The following is a 14,594-nucleotide window of genomic DNA, read 5'->3' on the forward strand; positions in this document are numbered from 1 at the left end:
GGTGTCTCAATGCTCTAAGCATAGATCAAAAAAGGTTATATGTTTAGATCAATTTATAATTTCGGTACCTTTATTCCTGCTTTATGTTGATTAGCGTCAAAGCCTGCGCCCTTCTCGTGATCCAGCGATAGATGGGATTGGCACGACAAGAAGGAATAAAAAAACCGCTGCAGCTTACCGTGCAGCGGTTTCAAGGAGCTGGATCAGCTCACGTCACGCTGGTGCCTATCGCTACACCTTTCCCTGATTATCCAGCTCCACCGCCTTGTGCATCCGCGCCAGCAAATCGGGCACAGCCGCCTGTACGCGGTTCCAGCTAGGAATAAAGGGCCGTTCGCGGGGGTTATCCAAAAACAGGTTGCCCGCTTCCAACAGGTTGCTGGCAAACAGCTCCACCGCTTGTTCTTCACAGTGGCGGTCTAAACTCAGGCCGTTCATGGTGGCGTCGTGGTCGTAGGCTTCGATCAAATCGAGTGCTAAACGATAGTACGTGGCTTTTAGCGTGCGGAAGTCTTCACTGCTAAAGCTCACCCCCTGAGTGGCCAGCTTGCGGTAAAGCGCTTTAGCGATATCCAAGCTCATGCGGTTAAGGCCTGCATTGGCATCATCCTCGCTGACCGGCTGATGCTTGTGGTCGTAGGCATCGGCAATATCGACCTGGCAGAGCTGGCGGTGGGAGTAGTTGCGCTGTAGCTCGGAGAGCACGCCAATTTCCAGCCCCCAGTCGGCCGGAATACGGATGCCTTCCAGCACATCGCTGCGCATTGCGAACTCCCCAGAGAGCGGGTAGCGGAAGCTATCCAGATAGTCCAAATAGGGTAGCGGCCCGCATACCGTTTTTAGTGCCCGCAGCAGCGGCGTCACCATCAGCCGAGACACACGGCCATTCAGCTTTCCTTCGGCAATGCGCGGGTAGTAGCCCTTACAGAAGCTATAGTTAAAACGCGGGTGAGCCACGGGGTACATCAACCGGGCCAGCAGGCCACGGTCGTAGGTGAGGATATCGCAGTCGTGCAACCCCACCACCGCCGAGCGCCCGGAGGCAAGCACATATCCCGCGCAGTACCATACGTTGCGCCCTTTACCAGGCTCCAGGGCACCCAGCCCGTGGCTCTCCAGCTCGGCATCTAGCTCGCGTAGGCGTGGCCCGTCGTTCCATAGAATGCGCGTATGCTGGGGCAAGCGGGAGAAAAACTCCCGGGCGTACAAGAATTGCTCACGGTCGGCGCGGTCCAGGCCAATCACGATTTCGTTGAGATAAGGCACCTTCACCAACTCATCCACAATCGCAGAGAGCGCAGGGCCTTCTAGCTCGGAAAACAGCGACGGCAGGATCAACCCCATCGGGCGACGCTTGGCGAAGTGGCAAAGCTCCTGCTCAAGCGCCTCTACCGGGCGGCGGGTTAGGTTATGAAAGTCGGTAATCACACCATTTTGATGAAAATCACTCATGCGCTTCCTTCCTCTGGTTAAGCCGTCTCAGACTGCTGGCTAGATACCGCCGCTACCCGGCGGTCGTCTCGCCCCCACCAGTGGGCGACCCCCTCCGCCCAGCCTGTTGGCCCGGTTTCCTTAGTGCGGTATAGCGCTGCGTTATGGGGTGATACGGTTAAGCCGTGGCAGCCTTTGATAACCACTGCTTGATCAACGGCTTCCAGCATAGAGATATCGTTCGGGCCATCGCCTAGCCCCAACGAGAGCGGCTGCCGCCCGCGTAGCGCGGTAAAGCGCTGCACCAGCCAGTCAACGGCGCTGCCTTTATCCGAAGTCTTGCCCATCACATGCCAAAAGCGCCCGCCCTGGGTTAGCATCAATCCATCCCCCGCTAGCGCTAAGCGGAAGTTGGCCAGCGCCGCTTCATCATCTTCCCAGATCAGCGGCTCGCTACCTTCACGCTGGCGGGCCGCTTTGGCGCAGGCTTTGTCTAATCCGGTTAGCGCCATCACCTGCTCAAGCCCAAGCTCCCCCATACGGGTAAAACGAATGCCCAGGCGCTGACGCCAAACGTTCAGCCGCGCCCTAATAAAGCCACTGTCCACCCCGGTGTGCCTCACCACCACATTGTCACGGCCTCTGACGGGGCGGTCTAAGCGTGCATGGCACCAGCCAGGCGGCAAGCCAATCACCGCACCGTTTTCAGCGACGAACGGCGTGGCCGTTAGCCCTAACGCTTCACGTAGAGGAATAAGTTCGGCATGGGTTTTACTGGTGACAGGGATAACCGGTACGCCCAGCTGTTTTAGGCGGGCCAGCCACGGAGCGGCGGGGGAAAAGTCGTAGCTGTGGTGGTCTAACAGCGAACCGTCTAAGTCGGTGACCACCAAGCGCGGCTGAAGCGTTGGAACCGCGCTGCTGGGGAGTACTGCTGGCTCCGGCAACGCAGTGCGAGTCTGTTCGGTCATGGCACCACCTTATGCAAACCAAAAAAGCCGTTTTGCGGGCGTCTCTTTCAGATAAGCAATAAAGCAGAATATGTGCCAACGAAATTTAAATAATTTAAATCAAATACTTATATAGCCAACAAACGCTCTGCCCAATGAAGCTCCACAACAAGGCACAGAAAAAGCACTACATCTGTGCAAAAACAGATGCAAAAAAAGTGGCACAACCACTTGGCAAAACCGTTTAAATAGCTATACTCAAATTGTACCCACTGACAGCCTTGTACACCCCTCACCTGATGTCAGTGGGCTGCAGTGAGCCAAGCCCTTTCAAGCCCGCCTACCCCCGGCGGGCTTTTTTTTTGCGCTTGCTCTGCATGCTCTTACTCTACATGGATGACCACTTCTACTCGGCGGTTGCGGGCACGCCCTTCGGCGGTGTCGTTATCGGCTAGCGGCTGGGTAGCCGCTAAGCCCACTGCCCGTAAACGTTCAGGAGCCACACCGGCAGCCTCCAAGGCTTCTACAATCGCAATGGCACGAGCGCTGGAGAGCGCCCAATTAGATGAAAACTCCGGCGTGTTAATGGTTTGGCTATCGGAGTGACCCTCTACCCAGACTTCGCCATCGTAACGCTGGATAGTTTCTAGCAGGCTACCCACCAGAGATTCACCGCCCTCGGTCAGCTCAGCAGTGGCCGAGGGAAACAGCAGCCTATCCTGCACCCGCAAGCTAATCCCCTCCTCCACGCGTGATACTTCAACGCCTTCCAAATTCGGCAGGTAAGGGGATGTTTCAACGCGCTCAGGTAGATTTGCATCTAACGCGAGGGCACTGCTAATTGCCTCATCGCTGATTTTCTGCACATTGACGGGAGGACGATCGGTCAGCAGCACCATGTAATCCGCTATGGGTGAAGTAGCCACCTCTTCTTCTACACGCACTAAAGGGGTAGGCAGCATCGGGGCCAGGCGTTCAGTGAAGGATTCCATAGACGGCAGCTCAACTTCAGGAGTGACCTCTACCGGCTCAGGCAGCGCTAACAGCGGCGGCACCTTCGGGGTAAGCGCTGGCCGAGCAGGCAAACCGGCCACCCCCAGCGCGGCACTAATCGCCATGGGGCTTAATTCTCCAGGAGCGGCTGCCAAGACAGGGCTACGCTGCGGGCGCAATTTATCCAGCGCAGAGGGCAGTGGCACCTCAAGCGGTGGTGCAATACGCAGTTCAGGCTCCACTTGCTCTTCCGGTGCCGACCACTCAGGGCTTGTGACACCCGCCGCCGCCACAATAATCACAAACAGCGCCACCAGCAGCGTCATAATGTCGATATAGCTAATCATCCAACCGCTGTTGCTTTCATCGTCCGGGTACGCAGACAGCAGCGAATCGTGACGGGGGCCGCTGCGGTGGTCTTCAAGCATGGGTGTTATTACTCAAGTTGCTAACCTCGTGGCCGATCTATGCTAAGCATGGCAAACTAGTCTATCAAAAAGCTGTTTAGTAGCGATAAGGAACTATCAGGTGCGCATTTATCCCACGTCATTCCCCGTTGCCCGTTTGTTACGCCCCATTGGCTTGGGAATTGCCAGCCTGATGCTAAGTGGCTGTTTCTATGCCAATACCTCACAAGCCCCCATTGCTACCACTTACCCCTATACGGAACAGCAGCGCATGCAGGCCGCCCATCACTGGGATGTCCTCGCACGTCATGAGGCGACTCAAATCCTGCAGCGCGAACGCGTACGTTTTCGTGACCTTCACATTACGCCTGCTGAAGAGAGCAGTGAATCCGCCTATAGCGGCGGCGAATTTGGCAGAGGCTTTCGCACGCTGCTCACCAGCGAGCTAGTATCACGCGGCGCAACACTGATGACCGCCCCCACGGCAAACACCGCCAACATACAGGTGGATGTCGAAGTGGTCACACACCGGGACAGGGGCTTTATACGCCCACCCATGGGAGCCTTCACTGCGCTAACCGCAGGAATTGCCGTGGCCACCATTCCTTATAACCACTGGAGTGAGCCTGCCTTGGCCCTTATCCCCGGTGCCATCGCCGCCGATATTACCAGCGGCAGCTGGACGTATACCGGCAATGAAGAAGTGATCATTACCACCCAAATTCTGGACGGTGAGCGAATTCTCTACTCCTCCTCCAATATCTATTACATTAATCCGGGCGACCGTCGTCACTATGCTCCCCACCGGGTTCCCCAAGCACCCACCACGCCCACTGTTTCCATCACTGACACCTGGTAACGTTTATGCCTTTACGACTCCTACGCGCCCCGTTTAGCGTATTAACGCTGCTGTTAGCCATGCTGGCATTAACCGGCTGCTCGGCCCTGGATAATAAGGCACAGCCCGAAGAACCTAAGCCCGGCCTTTCGGAACTAGCTCATCAGGCAGCGCAGCAGATGGTGACCAATAATCCCGATCTTACTCGCTACAGCCCGATGATTGCGGCTACTTTTGTCAGCATTGATAACCTCAGCCAATCCTCTACCTTTGGCCGCATTAGCTCCGAGATCATGGCCTCCGCTTTGGCACAGCAAGGCATGCAGGTACGTGAAGTCAAAATGCGTGACAGCATGTTTATTGAAGAGAGCGTGGGCGAGCTTATTCTCTCCCGCCAGGTTCAACGGCTTAGCGCCCAGCACAACGCCCGCTCGATTTTGATGGGAACCTATGCCCAAGGGCAGGATTACCTTTATGTGAGCGCTCGGGTAGTGCGTGCTGGCGATGCCATGGTATTAGGTAGCGCCGATTTCCAGCTACCGCTCGACAATAACATGCGCAGCCTACTAGAAGGCCAGGGCGGCTGGTAACGCCCTGCTAGCTTAACCACTACGCACGGAACGGATTTAAAAGGATTCCCATGCCCACAAGGCCCACCACCCACAAAACCTTGATCGTGGTTGTTAGCCGTTTCATCAAGCTATTTGCTAACATCACCAAACTGCTGAGCTATGTGTTTCACGCTATTTTTCCCAACAAGCGCTTTACGCTGCCAGAACGCGCCGCGCCCTGGTTAACGCCTAAGCAAGACTCGGCAATACCACGTATTATTTGGCAAACTAACTTCACCAACAAAGTCACCCTACCGGTTTATCTCAACTACCTGTTTAACCGCTTGATGGCCCCGCGCTTTGAGTATCGGTTTATGATTACCGAAGCCCGCAAAGCGTTTATTGCCGAACACTACAACACAACAATTAATCAGCAGTATGACCGGCTACAGATTGGTGCCGCCCAGGCGGATTTTTGGCGCTTGCTGGTACTGCAAAAGCATGGTGGGGTGTATTTGGATATCGATGCCCACGCCATTTGGCCGCTTGCCAGCGTGGTCCCCGATGATATTGACGAGCTCTACGTCACCTCTCGCAAGGGCGAGCTAAGCAACTACTTTATTGCCAGCAAACCTAATAACCCCAACCTCGCGCTACTGATTGAGCAAATTAGCGTCAACATTAAGCAGAACCAGCTAACCAATGTGTTCGACATTACCGGCCCAGGGGTATTTATCCAGTGGCTAACCCACGCCAACGTGCCAACCGTGTCGTACCGCCACGCCTGCAACCAGGGCAGCTTTACCAATGAACACTTTCAGTACATTGATAAAAAAGCGGGTAAATGGACACGGGAGCAAAAAACCGTGGCGGTGATAGGGCCAACAGCCGATGAAGAGCCGCCAGTTAACGAAGCGAATTAAGTAACACCGGGTGCCGCAGCACCCAGTTTTAATTGCCTAGTTAGGCTTTTACGACACAGTTCTCGTTTCCGCACGATAACTTCCCCACAACACTGCTAACCAAAACGCATAGAATGTAGCGCCGCTGTTATGGGCCAAAAAGGTTTGCGATAAACCAAAATCAATAAACGCCACCGGTAGCAGCGTGCCCGCTATCGCCAGTGAGCGAGTGGGCAAATCAGGATGCGACAAACCAGGGGCGAACATTCTCAGCGGGATCATATAAAGCATGAGCAGCACGGCCAGCCCCACCAGCCCCCGTTTAGCAAAGGCATCGATAAACTCGTTATGGGCATGGCCAAACTCCGCCGCCACGGGAGAGATCACGCCCTGCTCGCCTAGCTCGCCCAAAGCCTCGCGGTAGCCAGCCTCGCCCCAGCCCAGCAGTGGCCGCTCGGCAATTAACTGGGAAGCACCGCGCCACATTTCAAAGCGCAACCCCAGGGATGTATCGGTTTCCGTACCGGCGACATAGTGGCTAATATCGCTAACAGCAGCCTCAACCCGCTGCTGAACCCCCGTTTGCGGCAACAGATACACCGCTGCAAACAGGGTCAATACTGCTCCAACCGCGCCTACCTTTACCGCCATAGGCAACTGGCGGCCGTAACCACGGTAGAGCACATATCCCACCACTGGCAGTCCCACCCAGCCGCCACGGCTACCGGACATCAACGAGCCGAGCATCCCCAGCAAAGCCCCCAGCAGCAGCAAAGCAACCCACGCATTTCGTTGGCGCTGAACCACCGCCCAGCCCAAGCCCGCAAAGCACAGCACGCCCATTAGCATGCTTAGATTGCCAAACTGGATCGCGTGCAGAAAGCCACTCGCCCGCGCAACGCCCTCTACCAGTTTCAACCACAGGGCCAAACTACCGGCACCAATAGCGCCTAGTGCCACCCCACCCCACAGCCAGTGCAAACGCGGCGGGTAACGCATTATCAATAGCAGCACCGGTATGGCCAGCAAAAAGCGCAGCGGCCTATCAAAACCGCGGGAACCAAGTTCAATCGTCGACATAACCCCCACTAAGATACCGTAGGCTGCCAACGCTACGATAATCCAGCGGTCTTGAGGGAGCAGCACGGAAGAGGCACGCTTAAAACGCTTGGACAACAGGGCGGCGCTCGCCAGCAGGAGTAGCACAGGGCCAATCGAGTAACCGGAAGGCACCACCAGCGCCAGCGCGCCCATCAAAAACACAGCAAAGCTGGTAATATGGGCCAACGGCCCAGAACGGGAAACATGGGGGCTTAACATACAGGTAAACGAACCTAAACAGCGCAATAAAGCCGCTGATAATAGCATAGCCCCAGGTTGGCTACGCGGGCTGATTCTCCGGCAGCGTTACTTCCAGCGCTTTACCGTGTTTAGCCGCTAACGCCTCAAGGGCCGCTTTTAGCGCCTGTCTAGCGTCGGTGTCCCCGTGTACCAAATGGATACTGCGCGGCCAGTGGCGCATCTGTTTAACAAAGCCTAACAGCCCCGCTTGGTCGGCGTGAGCAGAGTAACCGCTAATGGTAGTCACCCCCGCTTTAATGTCATAACGCTCGCCATCCAGCATCACCCAACCGCCCTGGGGGCCGTAGCGCTGGATATCCCGTCCCGGCGTGCCCGCCCCCTGGTAGCCCACAAACAGCACCTGATGGCGCGGATCACCCAGCATGGCTTTTAAATAGTTCACCACCCGGCCACCGGCACACATCCCGCTGGCGGCAATCACCACTGCAGGCCGCCCGCTCTCGGCCAAATAGCGCACCGTTTGTTCGTGGGTGTCGTGGCTATCCACTGTGTATAACGATGCAAAGCTCAGCGGATGACGGCCAGCGCGAACGCGGGTTTGCGCCTCGCTATCCCAAAACGGCTTGAGGTCGCGGTACACCTGGGTAAAGCGCGCCGCCAGCGGCGAATCGACAATAATCTCCAACGACTTCCACAACGACTGCTTATCCGCACTATGGATAATCCCCTCAAGCTCATACAGCAGCTCCTGGGTACGGCCAATGCTGAAGGCAGGCACAATCACCGTCCCTTTATTATGTAGCGCCTGTTCAATGGCCTGTTTTAGCTTAGCGGCTCTATCCAAGCGGCCTTCGTGCAAGCGGTTTCCATAGGTGGATTCCAACACCAGCACATCCGCTTTGGCGGGGGCTTTTGGTGCTGGCAGCAAGGGGGAGTTGGCAGCACCCAAATCACCTGAAAACACCACCCGCTGCCGCCGCTTGGTCGAAGGGTCGCGCAGGGCAACCTCCACATAGCTAGAGCCTAAAATATGCCCAGCGCGCTGAAGCTTAATGTTCACATGGCGGGTAGGTGTTGACGTCACGTTATGCCATTTACCAAACGCTAATGGCACTAACTGCTGCTCCACCCGCTGCAAAAACTGCTCAATTAACCGTGTATCGCGGGTAAAGCCAATCTTTAAGGCGTCTTCAATGACCAGTGGCAGCAGCTTGGCGGATGGCTTAGAACAAAAAATCGGCCCCGTAAACCCCGCAGCCAGTAGATAAGGCAAACGCCCCACATGGTCGATATGCACATGGGTAATCACCAGGGCATCAATGGATGCCACATCGAAATCGACGGTTAACTGCTCAAACTCATCAGATTTTGCGCGAGAAACCCGGTGCTTTAGCGCCGGGAGGGATAGCGCGTCGCTCGCAGGGCGACTTGGATCACGCCACCGCCTGTCCCGCTCCTCCTGTTAGGTTGGTGAAGGGTGTGAAGTGATAGCCGTAGCCATCACCGCGTTGTATCACGGTGCAGTATTTGTGCGAGATGCCTTGTACCGCACCGTGTTCTGTTTGGATATTGAAACTTCCGGTTTTGCGTATCGCAACCCGCCCCGTATGGGTACCGGCCTTCTTGCCGGTGGGCACCATCGCACGCACCATGTCGCCAGTCTGAAAGCCCTGTACCTGCTTCTGCCGCATCAGGACGCCACGCGGAAACCCGTGTTTCGTTAAGCGGGTGCGTTGATAGCTGCCACGCCCCATCGCCTTGATGGTTAATGTGGGCACTGTCCAGTCATGCAGCCTCTCGAAAGCCCCGACACAAGCGGCGTCCAAGGCATGCGTCTTGGGGATGTTGAGGCGCTGCCGGTTGTATTTGGTGCGGCCACCGCTGCTGACGGCGACCAGTAACCCCGTGGTCTTGAGCGCGGAGAACAGCGCCCAGCGGGTCGCATTAACGGCGCTGGCATCTTTTAATGGCTGCTTGAGCTGGCGCTGTACGCGCGCTAGTCGAATGCCAGCGGTGTGGCCATTGGCTTTCAAGCGGCGCTTCAAACCTTTGCCCGTGGCGAAAAAATCGGTAAGTGTCTGGCTATTTTTCTCGGCATTACAGGGATGGCAGCTCAGCGTTAAATTGCTGACACGATTCGAACCGCCGCGTGAACGCGGCACCACATGTTCGATTTCCAGCGGCGTGTCGCCGGTGCCACAGTAGGCACACTCACGCCCCCACTTTTCCAGTAAATATTCGCGCACCTCGTAGCCCAACAGCGTGCCTTGCTGGTACTCCACGCCGCTGATCTCTGGGTTGTCCAGCTTCTGCGTGTCAAAGCGCACCAGCTCCTGACTGATGGCGGTGATCGGTGCCAACTTGCTGAGTCGTTCTACCCAGGCCATCACCGTATCCACTCGATGCTGCAGGCTGGGGGCCAGCCATCCTTTGGGTTTGGTGCGATTATTGAAGCGCGGGGCGCGGTAACGCAGGTTGGCACTGCGGCGGCGACGCCGAAAAGCCGCCCGTTGCTGTAATGCCTTTTTGATCTGATAACCGCGATGCACCAGCTCGAACAAGCACAGCACATGCCGCTGTTCGCTATCTGTTTCACGCATCAGCGCTAGCCCGGTCGTTTTGCTGCCAGGGTCGATGCCTAAGCGTAGCGGCTGGATATCGCCGCCCACTCGATCTTTCAGCCGAATCGTAAACGGGTAACGCTTATGCACCACGGCACGCCCGCGCTGTAGCAGCAACCGAGCGCGCTTTTCGCTGCATGGCATCAACGGCTGCTTTTGTTTGTCCAAAACGAAAACCGCCATGCGATTTCCTCCTAATCAATGCCCTTACGGGCCTGGTGTCGCGGGGCTTTTGCCCCGTCTCCCCTCGGGAATGTCGATAACCGGCTCCTGCCGACGATGCCGCTGCCAGCAGCAATCAAGACCTTCGGCGTTTTACCTTGCGCCAGCATGATCTTGACCTTTCAGAGCGCCAAACTGAGGAAGCATTTGGCGGTGAGTCTTGGCGACCTGTTATCAACGTAGCGGGTTGGCTACCGCTCTCCCTGGTCAACCGGGCTTGTTGTCACAAGCTCCCGCCTTCAGGCGGGGGTAGTTGACCCTGCCCGGCATCTTCACCCTGGAACAGCCCGCAATCGATTAATAGCGAATGGTTATTACCATAAAAAAGCTGGTGGCAGCTCCCCGTTACGCCACTGGCACCACCGCGATGAACAAGCCGAGAAAGAGACTCTAAAGAGGCAGCTACCGTCATATTAAGTACCTTGCTAACAACAGAATGCTCTTAAACACCACTACGCATCACATTAGCATTAATTTTCATTAGCTATAGTGATGAAACATATTAACATGAAATAACGAGCTATATTGATAAATACCTAACTCCATTGCATGGTGCATTTGTAAGTCCGCGAAGTCCTCTCTAGATAACCGACCAATGGCATCAATATTGATACGGTACAGGGGCACAGAGTGGTCTTTAATACGGGTAAGCTGCCTTTCAACATCAGAAATCAGTATCAGCACTCCCTTTCTTGCGAGCAGCTCACAGGCGCTGTGGGCAATTTCAGCATCAATTTTAATTCGGTATAACAGATGGTAACGGTCTATGACAGAGGCAGAAAATTGCCGGTTCTCACCAAACAGCGGCAGCGTCCCTCTTTCTTTTAAAGTAGCTAAGGCGCTCTCGGCAACGCAAAGCTGCGCGCCACTCTTATTATCAGCCGAAGGCTGTAAGGAAAACGGATACGCCTGCAAGCACATAGGCAAAAAGCGCTCTTTCGCTGCTTCACTGCCCTGCAGGTTGGCCTGCAACTCTAGCGACTCATCCAGCAAAACAGCCATAGACCAACGCTGCCGCTGCTGCACAATGACCACTGGAAAGTAAGCCGACGTACGCGCCAGTTCGCTTAAACTGATAGGCAGCCACTTATACCTGCGCTTGAGTACCTGCTCTAGGCTAAACCGCCAACCCAAATGAGCGTGCTCTGCATAGCTGAGTGGGATGTGAGACAGATACTCATTTAGCATAAGCACCCCCTAACAAAACGTTACATTATCTAACACCAAAAATATGAGATTTTCCATACCCAATAAGCTATTTATTTAGAAATAGTTAGCAAAGAAACACTTCCTCGCAGGGGGATAGGGGAGGGACAAGGAAGGCAGCGGTTAGCAAGCTAATATAGTAGGACATTTAAACGAACGTTTATCCCACGATCGTCATGCTATTCAAACAATAATAACCTATAAAATATGCTCCTTCAGTTTCTCCAAACTCATAAACCTAATCTTTAATTGCTAGAAAAAAACAACCTTGCCATGCATAATGCGCCAAAGATAACAATTTAACTTTAACAAAATGGTCATTTAAGGACACTGGCTATGCCCCTGCTAACGCCACAACAAGAAGAAGCTCTCGTTAAAGAGCTGGTCGACGTCGTAGAGAGTTTTCAAAAAGAAATCAGCAATCATCCCGAACGCTATGAAGCCGTCATTACTCAGCCCAACGAAAGCCACCTAGTTATTAAGTTACAGCCCATTGCAGGCAGGTTAGAGGAGCAAGCAGGGGGCAGCGGGCATTAAAAGGTGTTGCTATTACCACCTAGCCAGCCGCCCTCACCTAATATTACACAGCCCAGAGTAAGCTGATGCCTAGCGGACGATAAACAGCCGCACTACTCTACTCGTATACTTCAGCTTCAGACAGCTGACTACCCGCTTGATCTTTTTCCGACAGCGCAATCTCTACCGGCAGCGTGGGCCACTCAATGGCAAGCTCCGGATCATCGAAACGGATGCAGCGCTCTGATTCAGGGTGGTAGTAATCAGTGGTTTTGTACAAGAAGTCAGCGGTTTCTGACAGCACCACAAACGCATGGCCAAAGCCTTCCGGCACCCACAGCTGGCGATTATTGTCAGCAGACAGCTCAACGCCTACCCACTGCCCAAAATGCGTCGAATGGCGGCGCAGGTCTACCGCCACATCCCACACGCTGCCCTGGGTAACGCGCACCAGCTTACCTTGCGGCTGCTCAAGCTGGTAATGGATGCCACGTAGCACCCCCTGGCGGGAGCGGGAGTGGTTATCCTGCACAAACTCGCGCTTGCACCCAGTTGCTTCTTCAAACGCTTTTTGATTAAAGCTTTCCATAAAAAAGCCACGGGCATCGCCAAACACCTTAGGGGTAAGAATAAACACCCCCGGTAGAGACGTCTCTTCAACCTGCATTAATAGCCCCCTTTAGCATCTAAACGGTTTAACAGGTACTGGCCATAGCCGGTTTTTGCCAGTGCCGTGGCGCTTTCACGCAGCGACTCATCGCTTAGCCACCCCTGCTGCCAGGCAATCTCCTCCAGGCAAGCAATTTTCAACCCCTGGCGGTGCTCAATGGTTTGCACGTACTGACTCGCCTCTAACAGGCTATCGTGGGTACCGGTATCCAACCAGGCAAAACCACGGCCCAAGCGCTCGACGCGCAGGTCGCCACGCTCTAGGTAGGCATTGTTCACGCTGGTAATTTCCAACTCGCCTCGTTCGGAAGGCGTAACCTGCTTGGCGATCTCGACCACATCGTTATCGTAAAAATAGAGCCCGGTCACCGCATACGGCGACTTCGGCTTGGCGGGTTTCTCCTCAATAGAGACCGCTTTACCCTCGGCATCGAACTCCACCACCCCAAAGCGCTCCGGGTCTTTCACTAAATAACCGAACACCGTTGCCCCGCTACTCTGTGCCGCCGCCCGCTTTAACTGGTCTGAGAAGTGTTGACCGTGGAAAATGTTATCACCCAGCACCAAGCACACCGGCGCATCGCCAATAAACTCTTCACCAATAATAAACGCCTGCGCCAAGCCATCTGGGCTAGGCTGCACTGCGTACTCAAAGCGCACACCGAAAGAGTCGCCATTGCCCAACAGGTTTTCATACTGAGGCAAATCTTCCGGGGTAGAGATAATCAAAATCTCGCGGATGCCAGCCAGCATTAACACCGAAATCGGATAATAGATCATCGGCTTGTCGTAAATCGGCAGCAGCTGTTTTGAAACACCGCGCGTGATGGGGTGCAGGCGCGTACCGCTGCCACCTGCCAAGATAATGCCTTTACGTTGCATCGTATTGCTCCTTGCTCGTTACCCGCAGAACTAACGCGAGCTTGCTATTTCTTCCACGGTAAGCGCCAGCTGACTTTGCCAGCTGGGCAATTGGATGCCAAGCGCCTGCTCAATTTTATCAACGCCCAACCGAGAGTTATGCGGGCGAACCGCTGGCGTAGGGTAATCGCTTGTTGGTATGGCTGAAACACCCTCAGGAGTAATCTCCAACGGTAGCCCAAGGTTGCTGGCTAACTGGAAAATCTCGCAGGCAAAGCCATGCCAGCTCGTTGCCCCTTTAGGGGCTAAATGATACACGCCGCTCTCGATACCCGATGCCGTGGCTGTTTGTAGCTGAGTACCGTGTAGCTTAGTAAGCGCTTGCTGTGTGACTAACGCAATCAGCCTTGCAGGCGTTGGCGCACCAATTTGGTCACTCACAACGCTTAAGGCGCTACGCTCAGCCCCTAAACGCAGCATGGTTGATAAAAAACTCTTACCATGGGCGCTGTACACCCAGCTAGTGCGAAAAATCAGGTGCTGGCAGCCACTCTTAGCGACCGCTTCATCGCCTGCCAGCTTGGTAGCCCCATAAGCATTGCATGGCCCCGTGGCAGCGCCTTCCTGCCAGGGAGTATCACCCTCACCGTTGTAAACGTAATCCGATGAGTAATGTACTAACCAAGCACCCCGCTGCTGGCAATACGCCGCCAACTGCGCGGGCAGCTCCGCGTTCAGCCGCGTTGCCGCCTCAAGGTCTGTTTCAGCGTTATCGACCGCCGTATAAGCGGCGGCATTTACGATAAGGTCAGGCTGCTGTTGTGCCAAAAACGCATCCACGGCGTCAGCATCCAACAGATCCAAGGCCGCCCGGTTAGGCGCCAGAATCTCACCAAACGTAGCCAACTGACGGCGTAGCTCAAAGCCAACCTGGCCACTGCCGCCGGTGATCAGAACCTTCATAACCCATTCCTTTGTGAAACACTTGAATTCATCATCCTACCCACCTGATTACTACGTCAGTGGTAAGCAGCTTTAGCTCGCGACCGTTTGGGCTTACAGCCTGCTTAAACCAAGGGGTGCTTTCAGCACCCATCGCGCGCTGAAGCGCCCTCCTACCGCAAG

14 protein-coding genes are annotated in these 14,594 nt (G+C 55.0%); 4 read left to right on the forward strand and 10 right to left on the reverse strand.

Annotated elements, in window-relative coordinates; all coding sequences use genetic code 11:
• Nucleotides 1-231: 231 nt before the first annotated feature.
• The 3 genes from LG300_RS10305 to LG300_RS10315 form a co-directional block, all read right to left on the reverse strand.
• Complete coding sequence (locus LG300_RS10305) at nt 232-1,452, reverse strand: glycosyl transferase (RefSeq protein ID WP_404375165.1); 1,221 nt, start codon at nt 1,450-1,452, stop codon at nt 232-234.
• A 17-nt stretch (nt 1,453-1,469) separates the two neighbouring features.
• A complete protein-coding gene (locus LG300_RS10310; protein ID WP_404375167.1) occupies nt 1,470-2,402 on the reverse strand; it encodes an HAD-IIB family hydrolase in 933 nt (310 codons plus the stop codon).
• A 362-nt stretch (nt 2,403-2,764) separates the two neighbouring features.
• Entirely contained in the window at nt 2,765-3,802 is a 1,038-nt protein-coding gene (locus tag LG300_RS10315; protein ID WP_404375169.1) for an OmpA family protein, read from the reverse strand.
• Between the two features lie 172 nt (nt 3,803-3,974).
• On the opposite strand from LG300_RS10315, the gene LG300_RS10320 reads away from it, so the two are divergent.
• The 3 genes from LG300_RS10320 to LG300_RS10330 are packed head-to-tail and all read left to right on the forward strand — an operon-like array spanning nt 3,975 to nt 6,093.
• Nucleotides 3,975-4,640, forward strand: coding sequence for a hypothetical protein (locus LG300_RS10320; RefSeq protein WP_404378022.1), 666 nt, complete (start codon nt 3,975-3,977; stop codon nt 4,638-4,640).
• A 5-nt stretch (nt 4,641-4,645) separates the two neighbouring features.
• The gene (locus LG300_RS10325; protein WP_404375171.1) at nt 4,646-5,209 is read left to right on the forward strand and encodes a FlgO family outer membrane protein; all 564 of its coding nucleotides are present in this window, start codon (nt 4,646-4,648) and stop codon (nt 5,207-5,209) included.
• 50 nt (nt 5,210-5,259) lie between these two features.
• Entirely contained in the window at nt 5,260-6,093 is an 834-nt protein-coding gene (locus tag LG300_RS10330; protein ID WP_404375172.1) for a glycosyltransferase family 32 protein, read from the forward strand.
• Between the two features lie 48 nt (nt 6,094-6,141).
• Here LG300_RS10330 and LG300_RS10335 read toward each other — a convergent pair whose 3' ends face one another.
• The 4 genes from LG300_RS10335 to LG300_RS10350 all read right to left on the reverse strand — a co-directional run bounded on the left by LG300_RS10335 (nt 6,142) and on the right by LG300_RS10350 (nt 11,405).
• Nucleotides 6,142-7,392: an O-antigen ligase family protein gene (locus LG300_RS10335; protein WP_404375173.1), complete on the reverse strand. Its 1,251-nt coding sequence runs from the start codon at nt 7,390-7,392 to the stop codon at nt 6,142-6,144.
• A gap of 61 nt (nt 7,393-7,453) precedes the next feature.
• Nucleotides 7,454-8,704 (reverse strand): MBL fold metallo-hydrolase RNA specificity domain-containing protein, encoded by a 1,251-nt coding sequence (locus LG300_RS10340; protein WP_404375174.1) that lies wholly within the window; start codon nt 8,702-8,704, stop codon nt 7,454-7,456.
• A 103-nt stretch (nt 8,705-8,807) separates the two neighbouring features.
• Nucleotides 8,808-10,178 carry an RNA-guided endonuclease IscB gene (gene iscB / locus LG300_RS10345; RefSeq protein WP_404375175.1) on the reverse strand — a complete coding sequence of 457 codons (1,371 nt, stop codon included), beginning with the start codon at nt 10,176-10,178 and terminating at the stop codon, nt 8,808-8,810.
• 519 nt (nt 10,179-10,697) lie between these two features.
• Nucleotides 10,698-11,405 (reverse strand): SapC family protein, encoded by a 708-nt coding sequence (locus LG300_RS10350; protein ID WP_404375176.1) that lies wholly within the window; start codon nt 11,403-11,405, stop codon nt 10,698-10,700.
• Nucleotides 11,406-11,759: 354 nt separating this feature from the next.
• Between LG300_RS10350 and LG300_RS10355 the strand changes: the two genes are divergently transcribed.
• Entirely contained in the window at nt 11,760-11,960 is a 201-nt protein-coding gene (locus tag LG300_RS10355) for a hypothetical protein (protein WP_404375177.1), read from the forward strand.
• Nucleotides 11,961-12,057: 97 nt separating this feature from the next.
• On the opposite strand, the gene rfbC is transcribed toward LG300_RS10355, so the two are convergent.
• Genes rfbC through rfbD form a run of 3 tightly spaced genes read right to left on the reverse strand, consistent with a single transcriptional unit; the run spans nt 12,058 to nt 14,432 of the window.
• Nucleotides 12,058-12,606, reverse strand: a complete 549-nt coding sequence (gene rfbC / locus LG300_RS10360; protein ID WP_404375178.1) for a dTDP-4-dehydrorhamnose 3,5-epimerase — start codon at nt 12,604-12,606, stop codon at nt 12,058-12,060.
• Nucleotides 12,606-13,490 (reverse strand): glucose-1-phosphate thymidylyltransferase RfbA, encoded by an 885-nt coding sequence (gene rfbA, locus LG300_RS10365; RefSeq protein WP_404375179.1) that lies wholly within the window; start codon nt 13,488-13,490, stop codon nt 12,606-12,608. Before rfbA ends, rfbC begins: the two co-directional genes overlap by 1 nt.
• Before the next feature lie 30 nt (nt 13,491-13,520).
• Nucleotides 13,521-14,432, reverse strand: a complete 912-nt coding sequence (gene rfbD / locus LG300_RS10370) for a dTDP-4-dehydrorhamnose reductase (RefSeq protein ID WP_404375180.1) — start codon at nt 14,430-14,432, stop codon at nt 13,521-13,523.
• Nucleotides 14,433-14,594 lie beyond the last annotated feature (162 nt).

The sequence above is a fragment of the Vreelandella aquamarina genome, from assembly GCF_044805175.1.
Classification (GTDB): Bacteria; Pseudomonadota; Gammaproteobacteria; order Pseudomonadales; family Halomonadaceae; genus Vreelandella; species Vreelandella aquamarina_B.